Source organism: Acinetobacter sp. 251-1, assembly GCF_030329305.1.
Taxonomy (GTDB): domain Bacteria; phylum Pseudomonadota; class Gammaproteobacteria; order Pseudomonadales; family Moraxellaceae; genus Acinetobacter; species Acinetobacter piscicola_A.
The window spans coordinates 1-18,268 of record NZ_JACANS010000011.1 but is presented as its reverse complement, the minus strand read 5'-3'; the positions used below and the strand labels follow the sequence as shown (position 1 = coordinate 18,268).

At 37.1% G+C, this 18,268-nt stretch carries 15 protein-coding genes; 7 read left to right on the top strand and 8 right to left on the bottom strand.

Annotated features, from left to right (window positions below; all coding sequences use genetic code 11):
* Positions 1-6 precede the first annotated feature (6 nt).
* From dinB to HX129_RS10400, 6 genes are all read left to right on the top strand, one after another.
* Positions 7-1,062, top strand: coding sequence for a DNA polymerase IV (gene dinB, locus HX129_RS10425; RefSeq protein ID WP_130074418.1), 1,056 nt, complete (start codon positions 7-9; stop codon positions 1,060-1,062).
* Between the two features lie 363 nt (positions 1,063-1,425).
* Entirely contained in the window at positions 1,426-2,166 is a 741-nt protein-coding gene (gene creB / locus HX129_RS10420) for a two-component system response regulator CreB (protein WP_286434620.1), read from the top strand.
* A gap of 1 nt (position 2,167) precedes the next feature.
* Positions 2,168-3,649 carry a two-component system sensor histidine kinase CreC gene (gene creC / locus HX129_RS10415; RefSeq protein WP_286434619.1) on the top strand — a complete coding sequence of 494 codons (1,482 nt, stop codon included), beginning with the start codon at positions 2,168-2,170 and terminating at the stop codon, positions 3,647-3,649.
* Between the two features lie 115 nt (positions 3,650-3,764).
* The gene (creD, locus tag HX129_RS10410) at positions 3,765-5,192 is read left to right on the top strand and encodes a cell envelope integrity protein CreD (protein WP_286434618.1); all 1,428 of its coding nucleotides are present in this window, start codon (positions 3,765-3,767) and stop codon (positions 5,190-5,192) included.
* A gap of 59 nt (positions 5,193-5,251) precedes the next feature.
* Positions 5,252-5,467, top strand: coding sequence for a hypothetical protein (locus HX129_RS10405; protein WP_286434617.1), 216 nt, complete (start codon positions 5,252-5,254; stop codon positions 5,465-5,467).
* Positions 5,468-5,532: 65 nt separating this feature from the next.
* Entirely contained in the window at positions 5,533-5,886 is a 354-nt protein-coding gene (locus HX129_RS10400; RefSeq protein ID WP_286434616.1) for a RidA family protein, read from the top strand.
* Between the two features lie 58 nt (positions 5,887-5,944).
* Here the strand turns inward: HX129_RS10400 and HX129_RS10395 are convergent, their stop codons facing one another.
* The 3 genes from HX129_RS10395 to HX129_RS10385 form a co-directional block, all read right to left on the bottom strand.
* Positions 5,945-6,478 carry a DUF2726 domain-containing protein gene (locus HX129_RS10395; protein ID WP_174493496.1) on the bottom strand — a complete coding sequence of 178 codons (534 nt, stop codon included), beginning with the start codon at positions 6,476-6,478 and terminating at the stop codon, positions 5,945-5,947.
* Between the two features lie 341 nt (positions 6,479-6,819).
* Entirely contained in the window at positions 6,820-8,040 is a 1,221-nt protein-coding gene (locus tag HX129_RS10390; protein WP_286436175.1) for a hypothetical protein, read from the bottom strand.
* 125 nt (positions 8,041-8,165) lie between these two features.
* Positions 8,166-10,580: a YgiQ family radical SAM protein gene (locus HX129_RS10385; protein ID WP_286434612.1), complete on the bottom strand. Its 2,415-nt coding sequence runs from the start codon at positions 10,578-10,580 to the stop codon at positions 8,166-8,168.
* A gap of 346 nt (positions 10,581-10,926) precedes the next feature.
* On the opposite strand from HX129_RS10385, the gene HX129_RS10380 reads away from it, so the two are divergent.
* Positions 10,927-11,946, top strand: coding sequence for an alpha/beta hydrolase (locus tag HX129_RS10380; RefSeq protein ID WP_286434610.1), 1,020 nt, complete (start codon positions 10,927-10,929; stop codon positions 11,944-11,946).
* On the opposite strand, the gene HX129_RS10375 is transcribed toward HX129_RS10380, so the two are convergent.
* The 5 genes from HX129_RS10375 to HX129_RS10355 form a co-directional block, all read right to left on the bottom strand.
* On the bottom strand, positions 11,943-13,160 hold the full coding sequence (locus HX129_RS10375) for an MFS transporter (RefSeq protein WP_174493498.1): 1,218 nt from the start codon (positions 13,158-13,160) through the stop codon (positions 11,943-11,945). The two genes, HX129_RS10380 and HX129_RS10375, sit on opposite strands and share 4 nt — an antisense overlap.
* A gap of 92 nt (positions 13,161-13,252) precedes the next feature.
* The gene (locus HX129_RS10370; protein WP_286434607.1) at positions 13,253-14,500 is read right to left on the bottom strand and encodes an esterase-like activity of phytase family protein; all 1,248 of its coding nucleotides are present in this window, start codon (positions 14,498-14,500) and stop codon (positions 13,253-13,255) included.
* Between the two features lie 691 nt (positions 14,501-15,191).
* The gene (locus tag HX129_RS10365; protein ID WP_174493500.1) at positions 15,192-15,509 is read right to left on the bottom strand and encodes an ankyrin repeat domain-containing protein; all 318 of its coding nucleotides are present in this window, start codon (positions 15,507-15,509) and stop codon (positions 15,192-15,194) included.
* Positions 15,510-15,637: 128 nt separating this feature from the next.
* On the bottom strand, positions 15,638-16,987 hold the full coding sequence (locus HX129_RS10360) for an aromatic acid/H+ symport family MFS transporter (RefSeq protein WP_130074409.1): 1,350 nt from the start codon (positions 16,985-16,987) through the stop codon (positions 15,638-15,640).
* 309 nt (positions 16,988-17,296) lie between these two features.
* Complete coding sequence (locus tag HX129_RS10355; RefSeq protein WP_286434602.1) at positions 17,297-18,028, bottom strand: AAA family ATPase; 732 nt, start codon at positions 18,026-18,028, stop codon at positions 17,297-17,299.
* Between the last annotated feature and the right edge of the window lie 240 nt (positions 18,029-18,268).

The window sequence follows — 18,268 nt, the reverse complement described above, 5'->3', positions numbered from 1 at the left end:
GCATGTATGCGAAAAATCATTCATATTGATATGGACGCTTTCTACGCTTCAGTAGAATTGCGTGAACGCCCAGACCTCAGACACTTACCTGTTGTCATTTCCTCGCATCACCCACGGGCGGTAATTGCCGCAGCATCCTACCCTGCTCGTCAGTTTGGACTACGTTCTGCCATGTCGATGTCACAAGCCAAAAAACTGTGTCCTCAAGTTGTCGTCATCGAACCTCATTTTGAAAAATATCGAGAAGTTTCAGCACAAATTCATCAAATTTTCCAATACTACACCCCTCTCATTGAACCCTTATCTTTAGATGAAGCCTATTTAGATGTGACTGAAAATTTACACAATATTCCCAGTGCGACCGAAGTTGCTGAAAGGATCCGTGCTGATATTTTTCGTATCACAGGACTGACGGCGTCCGCAGGTGTTGCGCCCAATAAATTCCTCGCGAAAATTGCCTCTGACTGGCATAAACCGAATGGAATTTGCATCATAAAACCAAGCCAAGTACAACATTTCATTCATGATCTACCACTCAATAAAATTCCAGGTGTTGGCAAGGTCACGCAAGAAAAACTTAAAAATCTAAACTTAGAAACACTCGGAGATTTACAAAAAATCGAGGAAAACATACTCATTCAACATTTTGGCAAATATGGCAAGCAATTATTTTTATATGCGCAAGGCATTGATGAGCGTCCTGTACAAGCCGAACGGCAACGACAACAAATTTCCAATGAAACCACCTTTGATGATGATCTCACTTTGGAACAATGTAGCCCCTATTGGGACAATTTAATTGAGCGTGTATGGCGAAATTTAGATAAAAAAAACATGCAAGCACGTGGAGTGACGGTTAAATTAAAACTTAAAAATTTTCAGGTTTTACAACACAGTAAAAGCTTCAAACAGGCTTTAAATTCACAACATGATATGCAAAAAGTGGTGCAAATTTTATTATCAGAAATGCAGATTCCTGAACATTTTCAATTTCGCTTAATTGGTGTCGGACTGTATCAACTCTCAGCGCAACAAGAAGAATCACAATTATCGCTATGGTGATTTAGGAAAACTAAGAACCTCTGCAATCACCTGCCTATTTTTCAAGCAAATGGATTAATTTCAACCAAATATTCTCCCACCTGACTGAAAATTAGAGTACTCTATTTCGCGCAATACATTATCCATGTATCTGCTGAGTCAGTAGAAGTCACCAATACTTTTACTCTGCTGTCCTGTGATTGGCGTGACGATCAAATCCGAATGTTACAGGGCACTCAGAATAATATGGGTAAATTGTTCCCACCTTTGCATAATTCCGCATTTTAGTTTTTCTAAAGTTCACACAAACTTCATCTAAATTTCATTCGCCTAAAAGATTGATTTTCAGTACACTCAAATCGATTCAATGAAATTCTAAGTCCGATGAATAATAAAAAACAGATTTTATGTGTTGAAGATGATGCCGCTATTTTAATGCCTTTACGTTATGCACTTGAACGTGAAGATTGGCAAGTCACTTGGGCAAATACAGGCACACAAGCAATTGCCGATGTGCAAAAACAAAACTTTGATTTTATTATTTTAGATGTGGGTTTACCCGACTTAAATGGCTTTGATGTCTGTAAAAAAATTCGTCAATTTAATCATACTCCATTGTTATTTTTAACAGCACGCGATGATGAAATTGATCGTATAGTCGGTTTAGAAATCGGTGCAGATGATTACTGTACAAAACCCTTTAGTTCACGGGAAATTGTCTCTCGCATCAAAGCCATTTGGCGCAGAATGGAAATTCAACATCAATTACAACATACACCATCTAATGAAAATGTCCGTACTGAAATAACGATAGAGCCCCTCACAGCATCTGCTAAAGTTTGGCACTGTGTCGAAGAAGCTCTACAAATTTATTATTTTGGAACAATGTTGCAACTGACCCGTTATGAATATCGTTTGTTGAAATTGTTCATTGATCATCCTGAACAGGTGTTTAGTCGGCAACAATTGATGGATCATATTTGGGAACATCCTGAACATAGTTTGGAACGCACAGTCGATACACATATCAAAAGTTTAAGACAAAAACTCAAACTGATTACAGCCACACACGATCCGATTCAAACTCATCGTGGTTTTGGTTATAGCCTAAAAAGAATGCAATAACATGTCCATTTTCATTCGTATTTGGTTTTTCTTTGGTTTGATCATTTTGCTCGGACTGTGGTTTATGTCCTATACATTTAACCAACAAGTCAAACCCAATGTACGCCAAGTGGTTGAAGATACACTTGCAGAAAATGCCAATATTATCGCGATGTTAGTCGCTGAAGATGTATATGAGCATAAAGTCAGTACGGCACAATTTGATCAAAAAATCCAACAAGCCCTGAACCGCAAACTCAATGCCACCATTTGGCAGCACAACAAAAAAGAGATTAACCAACAGATTTATATCACTGACGCAAAAGGCATTGTGATCTATGATTCTCAAGGCATCGCCACAGGACAAGATTATTCCCAATGGAATGATATCTATCTGACGTTACAAGGCAAATACGGCGTACGCTCAACCCGCAATTATGATATGAAAGGCAATGATCTTGGCAGCAGTAATAGCACCATGTTTATTGCTGCACCGATTTATTATCAGGTCAAGCAACAGCAGCAACTGATTGGCGTGGTCAGTATCGGTAAGCCAAATCGTTCTGTTCAACCTTATATTCAACGTTCTGAAAATCAGCTTTTCCGTCAAGCAGCATGGATTACGCTGCTGAGCTTATTTCTCGCCAGTTTAGTCGCTTATTGGCTCAAACACAGTATTGACCGTGTGCGTAAATATGCCCAAGCCCTTGCCCCTGTCAATCAAGCACCACATTTTCGTTCTGCACAAGAGTTAAATCTTGTTTCACAAGCGATTGAAACGATGAGAGAAAAACTTGAAGATCGTGCCTATGTCGAGCACTATGTCAACACACTCACGCATGAACTAAAAAGTCCATTAACCGCCATCCAAGCAAGTGCCGAATTACTTAAAGAAGATCTGCCTTTACAGCATCAACAGCAATTTGCCACTCATATCCATGAACAAAGTCAACGTCTAAAAATTTTGATTGATCGAATGCTCTTACTGACACGTTTAGAAAAATCTAAACATCAAATCGAACGCCAAACTTTTAATTTATCCGCGTTGATTCAACAGGTTTTGCAGCAATATACCAGTCAGATGCAGCATAAAAAAATTCAATGTTTACTTGAGATTGAAAATGAATGCATGATCCAAGCAGATCGTTTTTGGTTACAACAAACCATTGCCAATGTCTTGGATAATGCTTTGGACTTCGTACCGCATTCAGCCAAAATTTTGCTTCAGCTACATCACAACAAAAACCATCAGGGTATTGAATTTAAAATATTTAATGAAGGAGAATGGATTCCTGACTACGCCCTATCGCAAGTCTTTAATACTTATTTTTCTTTGCCTCGTCCGCTTTCACAACAACGGAGTTCAGGTATCGGGCTCAGTATCGTCAAACAAGTGATTGAACAACATCATGGGCAGATTTTCATTGAGAATATTCAGGAAAATCAAATCGCTGTGATTCAACCCCATCAACGGGGTGTCATGCTGAGTATTCAATTACCTTAAAATCATTGCACGAAAACTTCACCCAAACTTCATATAAAACTCAACAGCACATCAAATAAAATACATCAGCGTTTTACAGACTATTTCCTGACACTATAAGATTCAGGAAAAACTTATGCGTTCTAGTTTTCTCACATTAAAGATCATTACGATGATGATTTTAATGGCAATTTTTTGGATAGGACTATTATTTATCAGTCACTTGGTCTCAGAACGTCAAAGCTATCAACAAGATTTTATTCGTGATATTTCAAGTACACAAATCAGCCCTCAAAGTATCATCGCGCCCTATGTTCGAGTTCCCTACAGTGAAGAAAAAGTCTGTGTTGATGAACAAAAAAAATCTTTCCCATGTACTGAAGAACACTTTAGCTACTTTGGCGCAGATCACACCCATTGGCTAGCCAACTTCAAAGTCACAGATGATACCTATAAACGAACGATTTATCGTGCTGTCAGTTATCAAGCAGACTTGTCAGCAAAAGGTCACTTTGCAAAACCTGAAATCACACATAAAAAATATCATTGGGAACGTGCACAGATCATTTTACCTATCAAAGACCCACGTGGTTTAGACCAACAACCCAGTATACAAATTCTCAATAAAAACTATCCATTTCAAATCAGTGATCAAGGCAATAGTGAATCAGGCTTTGATTTTATGCACATTTCGGTAGACAAATATCCTGAAATTCTCAAAGCTATTCAAAATGGATTTAACTTTAATCTACAGCTTAAGCTTACGGGTTTAAGTCAGTTTAACCTCATTCCAACCAGCCAACATGTCACTTACGATGCAAAAGGCAATTGGGCAGATACGAAATATGATGGACAAAGTTTACCTTATACCAAAATGAGTCAGACTGAACAATTCAGTGCACAATGGAAAAATATTGCTCTCGGGCAGCAAAATCTCAATAAAATCGCAAATTGTGAAAATAGCGAATGTATGCGTCAGCTCAGCAATGCCTATTTAACACGTAGCCATCATGATTCTCCTGATGAAGAGACCAACACTGTTGAAAAAATTGGGCTGTCTACTGAGTTTTTAGAGTCAGTCAATGTCTATACGCAAACGGATCGTGCCATCAAATACGGCATCGTGATTATTCTGATTACTTTTGGTTGCTTCTTTATCTTTGAAGTACTGAAAAGTCTACGTATTCACCCGATCCAATATGCATTGGTTGCAATGGCACAAGGTATTTTCTTTGTTTTACTCCTGTCCATAAGTGAATATTATGCTTTTACATGGGCTTACCTTGTTGCAGCAATTGCCTGTATCAGCCTCATGACATGGTACTTGTTCTTTGTTATGCGTGGTGTTAAAGCTGCTGCCGTCTTTAGCCTCATTTTAAGTATGCTTTATGCCGTGATCTACCTGCTATTACAGTCAAATGGTAAAACTTTCCTCATTGGCTCAGTCATTTCTTTCATTGTCCTTGCAGCCATTATGTTTATCACCCGACATATCGATTGGTATCAAGTCAGCACAAAACCAAAATCAGAACTTAAACACGATACAGCAACAGCACACCACTAAAACAGTATGCAAATGGAGGTGTATAGCCTTCATTTTTAACAACCTTGATAGGTGAAAATATGAAAAATCAGATGTTTACGCTTGACAATATTCATGGGCTACCACAACTGTGCCCCACACATAGCTCTATTGCTTTTTGCTTAAATCAACTCAGACAAGCCCATATCGCATTTTTCAATTTAGGTAATATCATCATTTGTCCTGAACAAAAAATTATGATGATTTTTAAAGAAAAATATTTATCACATATGGAAAAAATTTACCTATTTCCCTAAAAACACATATTCATACGCAAGATCATCACGTAAAATTCAACGATAAAAAATAGATGAGTATTCGCATGACTGTACAACGTTTACACATTACTCCACGCTTTTCAGAAGTGGCAATTTCAGGAAATTTAATACATTTAGCAGGTCAATTGGCAAGTGATTTGAGTTTAGACATCAAAGGTCAAACCCAACAAACTTTTGATATGATTGATCGTTTCCTCGCAGATGCAGGTACAGACAAAAGCCAGATCATGTCCGTAACGATCTATTTAAAAGATATAGAAAAAGATTATGCTGCGTTTAATGAAGTTTGGGATGCATGGGTTGCAGATATTGAAGCACTGCCACGTACCTGTGTAGAAGCAAAATTATATGATCCCAAGGTTTTAGTTGAACTTACAGTAGTTGCTGTAAAAGCCTAATTTTAATACTACACTTTAATGACATAAAAAAGTGCATGGTGTATACATGCACTTTTTATTAGCCAAAGACACGAGGACGAGCTAAACGTTCTGCATATTCTTCTAAACCAGCTGCTGGTTGCGTGGTCAAAGTCTCATGACTCTGTGCACCGACTGCCATGAAGTCTTCACGTAATTGTTGATACTCTGGCACACCTTGATAACGAATCACACGATAACCCGCCATTTCAAGTAAAGTATCTTGGTTTTGTTCGGTATTCATCCATTTCATAACATTCGGATCATCTAATGTAATGACCGCAATGACTTTAAATTCATGATCTAACACAACGAAATCTGCAAACATTTTTTGATATTTACGGCGTGTATGTAAATATTTAGTGGTCAACAATGCATCAAAAGATACATGTGCCAAAATATTTGCAGAAGGTAAAATTTCTTGAATACGTGTATACGTCATTAATTCATGCGAATTAAAAACAGCACGCTGTCTTAAAGGACTATCTATTTTTTGCTTATTCTTCAATCCATTATAAGCAATAACACTTACAACAGCCAATATTGCAAGCGTTACAAGTAACAGTAAATCCATGAGTTAAATTCCTTATCTATTTTTATAATTTATCGGTTTTTATACCGCTTTTTATTTCACTTTTCTATCAATAAGTTAAAGGTATCATCTAAAGTATTAGATTTCATATTCACTTTAAAATTCACCTATTGGCTTATAGTTGTCTTACTTTTGTTCAATTGATCAACAATTTTATTTTACAACGCTAAGATACGCTTTTCTTATGACAAAAAAATGACATTCCCATATTTCATTTATAGCGATAATCATCAGAAATTTCAACTTTTACCGATAAAAGATAGGTCATATTGTTTGACAATTTATGTAATGTTAAAAAAAGGTACTGATTATCCTTTGAATTGTTAGATTACTTTTTCAGCAATTACATTATGACCTGAAATTTGTTTTAGTTTAGTGGTTAAATCATTAATAATCATATTTTGAAATTCTGCTGAAGCAGACGCTGAAAAAGCCACTTCAAGACGATTATGCCCTTCATGACAATGATATACCTGACCTTGTACATTACATTGGGAAATCTGGTGTAACCAATCCTCAGTTTTGGAGCAATCCATATCATCTGTAACATAATAGAGTTTTTTATACACACGATAATCAGCTACATTCGCATTATTATTCAATAGATGCTGTAAATATTCCTCAGCCTTATCAGGACTCTCCTCAGCATAATCAAGTAAAATACGATAATCTCTAAATAAAAATCTCGAACCTTGCACTGGGGTGATTAACCAATGATGATATTGCTCGGATTCTTGCGCCAACCATGTTTTAGTTTGTAAATTAAAATACCAAACATATAGGTTTTTAATTTCTATTCCATTTTTTAAAATATTGCCTTCTTTCATTGCTATCAAAACATGATCACATATTTCAGATTGATGATAATGTAAGCATGGTGGAGATTCGCCTAAAGCTTCAATTTTTTGAATATCTTTAGTATCTAAATCAAGCTGATAAATTTCGGTGATATTTTTACATTGTCGCTCACCTGTGCCTAAACCACCTGTAATATACACTGCATTAGTTTTTTCATTATAAACTGTACTATGTGCATAAACAGGTGGAAATTGTGCTTCAGGATAATTCCAAATTTCATACGAAAATTTCAAATTCTGATCAAAATATTTTATCGTAACATCATTATAAATTGGAAAATCAGGCTCATAGTAATCTTTATGGTCATACCACCTCCAATCTACTGCTGCTGTATTACCACCAACTAGTAAATCAAAAATATCTTTTTCAATAATACCTTCACGAGAAACACCTAGACGTAAACAAGGTGGTGTCCATGGCAGTTGATCGATATGAATATTTTGTTGTTCAAAAAATTCTAAAATTTCATATGAAAATAAAACTTCTGATTTTGTCAGCCAATAAAAAATTTCTTCTGTACATAATTGCTTTTCTTTGATGGTCTTCCAAGGCTTAGCATTTAAAAGCTCAATGTCTACTTGGGTCAATTTTCTATTCGAAAAATACTCCTGAACACGATTTCTAAAGTCATCATATGAAGACATTCCATCATCTACAGGCATCTCTTCGACGTTATTTTGATTCATATTTTTATAAATTAAGGACTATAAAGCCCTAAAAGAAGAATCTCAAATATAATCTCTGTCCAAATTTAAAGCAATAAAAAAGGATGCTTACGCATCCTCTTTCAACCTAGCACAGCTTCTAAAATTTAAGCTCGATTTTTTGGCTTAGATTTTCCTTTTGTATTACCACCAAACGGCTTTTTACTGTCACCTGTTTCACGCGGTGGTAAACCTGTATGTTGCGTTAAAATCTGACCACGCTCAGGACGTTTTTTCGTATTCGATGGACGTGACTGAGTTTGTCCCACTTTGCTTCGATTACCTTGTTCACCTGTGCGTTTTTGTGAGTCGCCCGCCACGCTTGAGTTTTTCTTACGTGCAGACTTGTACTCACCCTCAACACTTGCGGGCTGATAAGTCGGAATCAAATGTTGTTTTGAGTTACCAATCAAATCCTGACGCCCCATTTCTTTGAGTGCATCACGCAATAAAGGCCAGTTGTTTGGATCATGATAACGCAAGAACGCTTTATGCAGACGACGACGTTTCTCACCTTTCACAATGTCGACATCTTCAGTATAACGTGCCACTTTAGCCAGTGGGTTTTTACCTGTGTAGTACATGGTGGTCGCTGTTGCCATCGGTGATGGATAGAAGGTTTGTACCTGATCGGCACGGAAACCGTTCTTTTTCAACCAAATCGCCAGATTCATCATGTCATAATCAGTCGTACCTGGATGCGCAGCAATAAAGTACGGAATCAAATACTGTTCTTTACCTGCTTCCTTACTGAAACGGTCAAACATTTGTTTGAAACGGTCATACGTTCCGATCCCAGGTTTCATCATCTTCGACAATGGACCTTTTTCGGTATGTTCAGGCGCAATTTTTAAATAACCACCAACATGATGCTGTACAAGCTCTTTGACATATTCAGGGTTCAATACCGCTAAGTCATAGCGTAGTCCCGAACCAATCAAAATCTTTTTAATGCCCGGTAAAGCACGTGCTTTACGATACAACTGCGTTAATGGTGCATGATCCGTATGTAAGTTCTGACACACACCCGGAAATACACACGAAGGCTTACGACAGTTTTTCTCAATTTCAGGATCTTTGCACGCCAAGCGATACATATTCGCCGTTGGGCCACCTAAGTCTGAAATAATACCCGTAAAGCCCGGCGCTGTATCACGGATTTTTTCAACTTCACGTAAAATGGATTCTTCGGAACGGTTCTGGATAATACGCCCTTCGTGTTCTGTAATCGAACAGAAGGTACAACCACCAAAACAGCCGCGCATGATATTTACAGAGAATTTAATCATGTCGAATGCAGGGAAACGTGCCTCACCATAGGCAGGATGTGGCAGACGTGCGTATGGCAAGTCAAACACATAATCCATTTCTTCCGTGGTTAATGGAATTGGCGGTGCGTTTAACCAAACATCACGCTCACCATGCTTCTGAACCAGAGCACGAGCATTCCCCGGATTGGTTTCCAAATGCAAAATACGGTTGGCATGTGCATACAAAACAGGATCATTCGCCACCTCTTCAAAAGCAGGTAAACGAATGACTGCCAATTCACGGGGTGGCAATTTGTGTTTAATGGCTTTAGAAGCGGGCTGTAATTGGACAATCTGGGTATTTTCATCCAGGTTGTCACCTTCTCGGACAATTGGATTCGCCACAATTTCTTTCTGGAAATTTTGATACTGGGTTAAAGAGTTGCCCTTATCTTTTTCAATTTCACAGCCATCCAAATCTTCCGTCATCACATAAGGATTGATGATTGGATCTACACGACCAATCGCATCGACATCATTGGAGGCAATTTCGACAAACTGTGCTTTAGAGGCACGATTATTTTTATTGATAATAAATGCTGTACCGCGAACATCGGTGATTTCATGGATTTTTTGCCCCTTAGCAAGGCGATGCATGACTTCTACGATTGAACGCTCACCATTACCGTACATCAACAAGTCTGCTTTTGAATCCATCAATACTGAACGGCGGACTTTGTCGGACCAGTAGTCATAATGTGCAATACGACGTAAAGAAGCTTCAATCCCACCTAACAACACTGGCACATCAGGAAAGGCTTCACGGCAACGCTGACAATACACAGTTGCAGCACGGTCTGGACGTTTGTTGGGTTGATTATCTGGAGAATAGGCATCATCTGAACGAATTTTACGATCTGCCGTATAACGGTTGATCATAGAATCCATATTACCTGCGGTCACACCCCATGCAATATTCGGCTTACCCAAGACTTTGAATGCTTCAGCCGAAGTCCAGTCGGGCTGTGCAATAATACCAACACGGAAACCTTGCGCTTCAAGCACACGACCAATAATGCCCGAAACAAAAGACGGATGATCAATATAAGCATCGCCACAGACTAAAATAAAGTCACAACTGTCCCAGCCGAGTAAATCCATTTCCTCACGTGACATCGGCAAAAATGGTGCAGGATCAAAACATGATGCCCAATATTTGTCGTAATCAAACAACGCCTTAGGCGCCGTCTGCATGGTATAAGCAGTAGACATGGCTAGCAATTCTCGGCTGGCAGAAGGAAGATCTGATATCAGATAAAATCTGATCAAAGATGAAAGCTGATCATTTTACCATGAATTTGATTCATGATGTTTGATTATAATTTACACAGAACAAATAAGTCGAAAAAGTCAGCAAGATTTAAGCTTTGTTGCAAAATTCCAACCTTTTCCGACAAATGACGGATTTAAAGAAATTTAAAATTTCCTTATAAATCATAAATAAAATATCAATACTTGCATTTTTGTTCATTTTATAACAAATAAATAATACTTTTTGCATATTTCTTCACGCGCGAATCAGACTAATCTATCTCAAAATAAAAATGAGAAATAGGTCATGTTTTTAAAACGTATCCTGCTGTCTTTTCTAATGTTTTTTCAAACCTTAGGTTGGTCAGCACCAATCAAAGAAAAATTTTATAAAAATCAACAAGCATGGAAAGATTTACAAACCCGTTTGCCTGAAGCTTATCAACTCGATGAAAACAATCAGCCACAAGAATATTTTTGGCAATGGCAAAAAACCAATGTTCATGTTGACTACTATCCACAACCCAATGCATCTGCAAAAGTGATCTTATTACATGGTGTTGGGACAAATGGACGACAGCTCAGTCTGATTTTAGGTCACCCCTTAGCACAGGCAGGCTATGAAACAATGGCATTGGATTTACCAGGTTATGGGCTTACACAATACCCATCAAAAAGTGCTATTCGTTATGATGATTGGGTGCAATTGGTCAGTGATTTTATTGATGCTGAAGCACAAAAAGATCAACGTCCAATTTTCCTGTATGGCTTATCTGCAGGCGGCATGCTCACTATGCATGTCGCAATGCAAAATAAACATGTCAAAGGGATCATTGGAATGACTTTTTTAGACCAACAACGTTTAGCGGTAAAAAAAGGAACGATGCGTTTTAGCTACTTAAGCCCTGTACTTTTACCAGGCATGAAAATTGGCGCAATAACGCCTGTAGTGAACAGTGTTCCTTTACCTATGTCCTTAGTGTCTAAAATGTATGCACTTACCAACGACCCACAAGCTTTAAAAATTATGCTCAATGACAATACTTCGGCAGGTAATGCCATGTCGATCAAGTTCTTAAACAGCTATATGAACTATAAACCTAAATATAATTTATCCAGTTTTACCCAATGCCCTGTGCTCCTAACACAACCTGCGGAAGACCATTGGACACCCTTACAACTGAGCCAACCTGTACTTGAACGTTTGTCTGTTCCACATCAAGTGGTGATGCTACCCAAAGGTGGGCACTATCCTGTAGAAGCGGAAGCATTGGAGCAACTGAAAAAAAGCAGTATTGAGTTTATTCAAAGTCACTTAAATCATTAATCACTTGTCGTAATTTTCTGCATTTGATATAACTTGTAAGCTATACATACGCCAAGTAATAAGATCACTGTGATGGTAAGGGTTAATCCAAACCATCCATATTTTTCCCAAACCAATCCATTGGCACTGCCTAAAAAACTAGAACCCAAATAGTAGAAAAATAAATACAGTGATGATCCTACTGCACGATATTTTAGAGACTGAACCGATACCCAACTGCTTGACGTTGAATGTGCGGCAAAAAATGAAAAAGTAAAAATCAACAAACCCAGCAAAACCACCCAAAGTGATGGAATCAACATGATCCACAAACCCAAGATCATGGTGCAAAACATCGCAATCAAGACTTTATCACGTCCAAATTTACGGCTCCAACTTGCAGCACGCGGCGAACTGTAAATTCCTGATAAATAAGCAATCGAGATCAGGCCAATCCATGTTTGAGACAACTCAAAAGGTTTTTCTAACAAGTGATAACTCATGTAATTAAAAACTGTAACAAAACAGCCCATGAGAATAAAACCTTCGATAAACAATAAGCGTAGTTTGCGATCTGCTAAGTTTTTTCGAAAAGACTCAGTAAAGCGCTTCAGTTGAATCGGATAAGCTTTAAAATGTTTCGAACTTGGCAAAGCAATATAAAAAACGAAAGCAATCAACAAATTTAACAAACCAATGATCAGCGTTGCCTTTTGCCATGAGATAAAGTCCAATAACACCCCAGCAATTAAACGCCCACCCATGCCACCGATAGCGGTGCCTGAGATATACAATCCCATCGCAAAACCCACATCTTTTTGTGCAATTTCCTCACCAATATAAGTCATCGCCACTGAGGCAACACCACTGACTGCTAAACCAATCATCATTCGAGTTATGAGAAAAATTTCCCAATACGGTAAAAATGAACTGATCAATAACAAACTTGCTGTGGAAAATAAAGCAATAACCATGATCTTCTTACGACCAAATCTGTCCGAAATAAGACCTGCAAATAACAAACCTAAAGCCAAAGCAATGGTCGAAAATGACAGTGGAAAACTACTATGTGTAGGGCTAATTTGAAAAAATTTGGCTAAAAAAGGCATCATCGGTTGTACACAATACAGCGATGAAAAGACAGCGAATCCTGCTAAGAATAGCGACAATAAAATGGCATAAAAAGGACGTGTGCCATATTCGATATAAACCGCAGACTCAACTGTGTCAGACATAATTACTCCTGATGTCGGTACAGTATACGCCTGTTTACCATGCAGATAAAAACAAAGCGCCTAATTTAGGCGCTCAGCTTGACGCATAGAACTTAATACAAATCTTTAGGCAATCGAATTTGAATCATCTCGTTATTGTCTGCTTTATTTGCATTACGTCCTGAAGAGCTCGGAAAATTATTGTCATTCAACACTGTAAGTGTATTTTTATTTTCAATAATCAGATCTTCTATGGTAAAGAATGGAAATGCAAAATTTACACCTGTGCCCACATCTCCTGTACGTGCCGTCCCATACAGTGCATTAGGATTGTGAATCTTCATCAAATCAACCAATTCATGACGCTGAATCGTTTGCCCTGATTGACCCAATTTCACATGAATAAGCTTCTTATAACCCTCTAATTTATTTTCAGAATCATCACGTTCAATTAGAATACCAGCGTCATTACTATATAGTTGGAAATCACCAATCGCAGTGGCTTTATCATGTAAATCAAACAAATAATATTTGCCTGTATATGCCTTTTGCCTAAGATCAAACTGAGAAATGATCAACTGACGTTTTGCTGAATTTTTAAGTGGCTTTTCTAATAATGGATACAGATATTGACCATCTTTAGACAGTGCCATGCCTTCAAAACCACCACTTTGCTGTACCAATGGGGCAACATAATCAATATTCGCTTTATTCAATTGATTTTGTGGCGAACGTAATTCAGTTCCTGATTGTAATGGATTTGGCAATGAAATCGGCGCATCTAATAACACACCGTCTTTGTCAAAATGCAGTAAATATGGACCAAACTCATCCCCAATCCAGTAACTACCATCTTCTGTTCTTTGAATAGATTCAGGATCAAAATCTGCACCTGTCAACAGACGCTCAGTGGTATTTTGATTGATAATATCAAAAGGAATCAATTTATTCGGATCACGTAACTGTATAAAACTCATCACTTGAACTTGAGCTGAACCCGTAGTTTTTGTTCTAAAATCAGGTTTAATTTGATAAATAAGTAATAAGAAATCGGCTGAATTGTCTTGTGCACCAAAACCATTGTCTGCCATAACCATATACGTCCCATCAGTATTTTTTAAAGCACCTGAAAAACCTTGTACAGGCTGACCTTTAAAGGGTGGAAAAATACCATTCCCTCCTTTCACAGCCAAACCTGAGTTCGGGCCTGCGGCATAAGTTTCAACATCCAATTGTGCAAAAGACACTAACGTTGGCTCTTTTATATTGGAGTCAGCTATCACGTTGTGATCATCGTCATTACATGCTGTTAAAGTGAAAAGACCCGTAGTTAACAGTGCAATGTATAATTTCTTCATCATGTGAATGGTCACTTATTTTCATCAATAAATGCTTTCATTTAAACCTATAGAAATGACCGTTTTAGGTAAATTTGATGACAAATTGAGGTCATTCTTTTCATTTTTCTAAGATAAAAAATCGTTCAAAAGCACTTCTTTTAATATCAATTGTGTTGTAATCCATTGCGTACAAAAACTGAGGTTTTTGACAGCTTTTCCTCATCCTATGTTTTGGATATTCTACATACATCAGGAAACAGGAAGTTTCCATATAACAAAAAGCCAATAGGGAGTTTGGCAAAGCTCATCAGGGATAGATGATATTTGGGGATGAATAATAAAAAATACACGAATAAGTGAAAAAGAAATTTATAAGTAGAAACGACAATAAACAGATCATAGAAAAGCCCCGATCAAACATCGGGGCTTTTTTTCAATTACAAAATATTGATTATGAAAATACCTAAAATCAAATCATGATATTCCCATCGCCATGTAAGAAATCACCTACATCAATTACAGAAAATCTCCTCTAGTAAGATCATTCTAAATTATCTATTCTAGACACATAGGGAACAGGAAGTTTCCCAGACATAAAATAATCATCAGTCTGAGCATCAGGAACGTGAGATTCGACAGGAGTCAAATCTAACTCACCAATACAAAGAAACCCCGTCAGGATGATGGGGTTTCTTTTTTAGTTTTGAAATTTTTATGATTTTAAATTTTTTAAGTAGGTGACGATTTGCGTATTGTCAGCCATTTCAGCAAGTTCTAAAGCAGTATATTCAGCTTTATATGCCACATCTGCGCCATGTACTATCAGTAATTTTACAACGGCTAAATGATCATTTTCAGCAGCAGCATGCAAAGCACTATAGCCTTCATCATCTGTAGTATTTACATCAATCCCATCAGCAAGACACTTCTCAACTTGTTCTAGATCACCTAAAGATGACCAATAAACTAATGCTGGAAGATGCAGTTCTTCATCATCTTCAGGAATAGGTGAGAATGAATTTAATTTCATTAGAATAACTCGATGCTCAAGATCAATCTTTATATTATGTATTCATTCCATACAAAGCAATGTGCAACTTTTGTTGTGGCCTCAAAAAAAGACCTCCAATAAATGGAGGTCTTTAGTATAGAGTGCAATTAAGCTTTTGCAGCAACGCCTGAGCTTGCAGCTACTTTTTCAGATTCATCATCATGCATAATTAAAGCAACTGCAATTGCAGTAATTAATACAGGTAAACCCACTGCAATAAAATTAAAATGTGCAGGCAAATTCATCCCTAACAAGCCACCAATTAAAATGGGTCCAACAATTGCACCCATACGACCAATTGCCGAAGACCAACCAATTCCTGTTGAACGAATCGCTAAAGGATAATATTGTGCAACATAGCTATATAACAACATTTGCGAACCAATTGAGGCCGCACCTGCTAAGAAAACTAAAATGTATAACAAGAATTGATTTGATTGGAAGCCCATTAAGCTCATGACAATCGCACCCATCATGCCAAGAACCATCAAAACAGGTTTTAAATGGAAACGATCCGCAAGGATACCACCACCTACAATCCCAACAACCGCACCGACATTCATGACCATCATAAACATCAAGCTATTGTCCATTGAATAACCTGCTGCCATCATCAATTTTGGTAACCAACTACTCAATGCATACATCGTCAATAAACATGTAAAAAATGCTAACCAAAATAGGAGTGTATTGGTTGCGCGCCCACGACGAAATAAGCTGACAACGTTGGCAGCTTCAGGTACTTCAACTTTAGGTAAAGTAAAATTTGTCCCATCTGTCACCGTCACATTCGGCGCTAAACGACGCACAATACTTCTGGCTTTTTCTTGCTTATTTTCTTTTACAATAAATGCCAAAGACTCTGGTAGAAACTTCCAAATTACAGGCAATAAAAATAATGGAATCCCTGCAATAAAGAACATGATTTGCCAACCAAAACTTGGGGTAAACCATGAACCTAATAAAGCAGCCATGACACCACCAACGGCATAACCACTAAACATGGTTGTAACCAATGTACTGCGCATTTTAATGGGTGCATATTCAGAAGTTAATGCAACCAAATTTGGCATGACACCGCCAATTCCTAGACCTGCTAAAAAGCGCAAAATTGCAAATTCAGTTGGATTTGAAGCAAAACCACCTGCGAAAGTTAATCCACTAAAAAGTACAATGCAGATCATAATGACTTTTTTACGACCAATCTTATCGGCTAAAGAGCCAAAGAACATTGCACCAAACATCATACCTGCTAATGCAGTGCTGGCAAGCATTCCTGCTTGCATCGCAGATAGCCCCCAATCTTGCATTAAGAGTGGCAATACCACACCATTAATCGCTAAATCATAGCCATCAAACAAAATAATCAATAAACACCAAGCCACTACATTGAAGTGGAACGGGGTAAATTTTGCTTTATCGACTATCGAGTTAATATCTAAATTTTCCGTCGTCATCGTTCTCATCTCCCATGAGTACTTGTCCAATATTTCAGATGAATTTTTAAGTAAAATTCAAGGTTTCGAAATATAATCAGAGCAAGTTTTAGGGACAATTAGACAAAGGGATAATAAAGATTTATAGTCATATAAATCTAATAAATATATGATTTTAAATAATATAAAATTTATCAAAATATGATTTTTAATGCTTAATTTTTATTGATTTATATTTATTTTACACACTGATTATCTTTAATTTTTCTAAATAGATTTGCAATCCTATTTGAATAAAATAAGAAATTATCATTGAAGAGTTGAAAAATTTTATGAATCATTTTCCTTTAATAACTGTTCAACTCTTTTCTCATAATTATTTAAAAAATCACGTGTAATTCTAAAATGATCTGTTTCCTCATACTTTACTTTTTTAATTCCAGTATCAGAAAATTGATAAATTGTTGCATTGGGATAAGCAAGTAAAATTGGTGAATGTGTAGCAATGATAAGCTGTGATTGATCTTTACATAATTGATCTATAACTGCCAATGCTGTCATTTGCATATAAGGAGATAAAGCTGCTTCTGGTTCATCAAGCAAATATAAGCCATTCCCTGTTAATTTATGGCTCAATACTTTAAAAAAAGCCTCCCCATGCGACCGTTCATGAATATTTCCACCATACCCGTCAATATAACCTAATTCATTCATATACGTGCCAACGTTATAAAAGCTTTCAGCACGTAGAAAATAGTAATCTTTCGGCTTTTTATAGCTTTTAATCAGTTTTAGAGCTTCATACAAGTTGGAACTACTACTTGCAGAATTTAATTGCACATTTAAAGTCCCTCCCTCTTCTGAAAATCCAAGTGCTAATGCAATCGACTCTAATACTGTAGACTTACCAGAACCATTATCCCCTACAAAAAATGTTACATCAGCATGAAAATCAATATTTTCCATATCATTAACAGCAGGAATATTAAATGGATAAAGTGACCAATCATGTTGATTTGGTTCTTTTATTTCTACATAACGTAAATAAGGCTTAGCTTGCATAGGAATTGATGATCTGATTAGCATTTAAATCATAAATTAACCGAAAAAACTTTAGGATAAAATATTTAAATTCAACCAAACGACTCATCAAGTCGTACATTTTTCTTTTTACTTTAGACAAGCATAAAAAAACACCCCCAACCGTAAGGTTGAGGGTGTTTTGAATTTAAAAGCTGGCGATGACTTACTCTCACATGGGTAATCCCACACTACCATCAGCGCTAAGAGGTTTCACTTCTG

What these genes read in the sequence shown, in the direction of transcription:
- dinB (WP_130074418.1), top strand. Translation starts at nt 7, where the DNA reads ATGCGAAAAATCATTCATATTGATATGGACGCTTTCTACGCTTCAGTA.
- HX129_RS10390 (WP_286436175.1), bottom strand. Translation starts at nt 8,040, where the DNA reads ATGAATCAAAATAACGTCGAAGAGATGCCTGTAGATGATGGAATGTCT.
- HX129_RS10395 (WP_174493496.1), bottom strand. Translation starts at nt 6,478, where the DNA reads ATGGATTTACTGTTACTTGTAACGCTTGCAATATTGGCTGTTGTAAGT.
- HX129_RS10365 (WP_174493500.1), bottom strand. Translation starts at nt 15,509, where the DNA reads ATGAAATTAAATTCATTCTCACCTATTCCTGAAGATGATGAAGAACTG.
- creD (WP_286434618.1), top strand. Translation starts at nt 3,765, where the DNA reads ATGCGTTCTAGTTTTCTCACATTAAAGATCATTACGATGATGATTTTA.
- HX129_RS10400 (WP_286434616.1), top strand. Translation starts at nt 5,533, where the DNA reads ATGACTGTACAACGTTTACACATTACTCCACGCTTTTCAGAAGTGGCA.
- HX129_RS10385 (WP_286434612.1), bottom strand. Translation starts at nt 10,580, where the DNA reads ATGTCTACTGCTTATACCATGCAGACGGCGCCTAAGGCGTTGTTTGAT.
- HX129_RS10370 (WP_286434607.1), bottom strand. Translation starts at nt 14,500, where the DNA reads ATGATGAAGAAATTATACATTGCACTGTTAACTACGGGTCTTTTCACT.
- HX129_RS10380 (WP_286434610.1), top strand. Translation starts at nt 10,927, where the DNA reads ATGTTTTTAAAACGTATCCTGCTGTCTTTTCTAATGTTTTTTCAAACC.
- creC (WP_286434619.1), top strand. Translation starts at nt 2,168, where the DNA reads ATGTCCATTTTCATTCGTATTTGGTTTTTCTTTGGTTTGATCATTTTG.
- HX129_RS10375 (WP_174493498.1), bottom strand. Translation starts at nt 13,160, where the DNA reads ATGTCTGACACAGTTGAGTCTGCGGTTTATATCGAATATGGCACACGT.
- creB (WP_286434620.1), top strand. Translation starts at nt 1,426, where the DNA reads ATGAATAATAAAAAACAGATTTTATGTGTTGAAGATGATGCCGCTATT.
- HX129_RS10355 (WP_286434602.1), bottom strand. Translation starts at nt 18,028, where the DNA reads ATGCAAGCTAAGCCTTATTTACGTTATGTAGAAATAAAAGAACCAAAT.
- HX129_RS10360 (WP_130074409.1), bottom strand. Translation starts at nt 16,987, where the DNA reads ATGACGACGGAAAATTTAGATATTAACTCGATAGTCGATAAAGCAAAA.
- HX129_RS10405 (WP_286434617.1), top strand. Translation starts at nt 5,252, where the DNA reads ATGAAAAATCAGATGTTTACGCTTGACAATATTCATGGGCTACCACAA.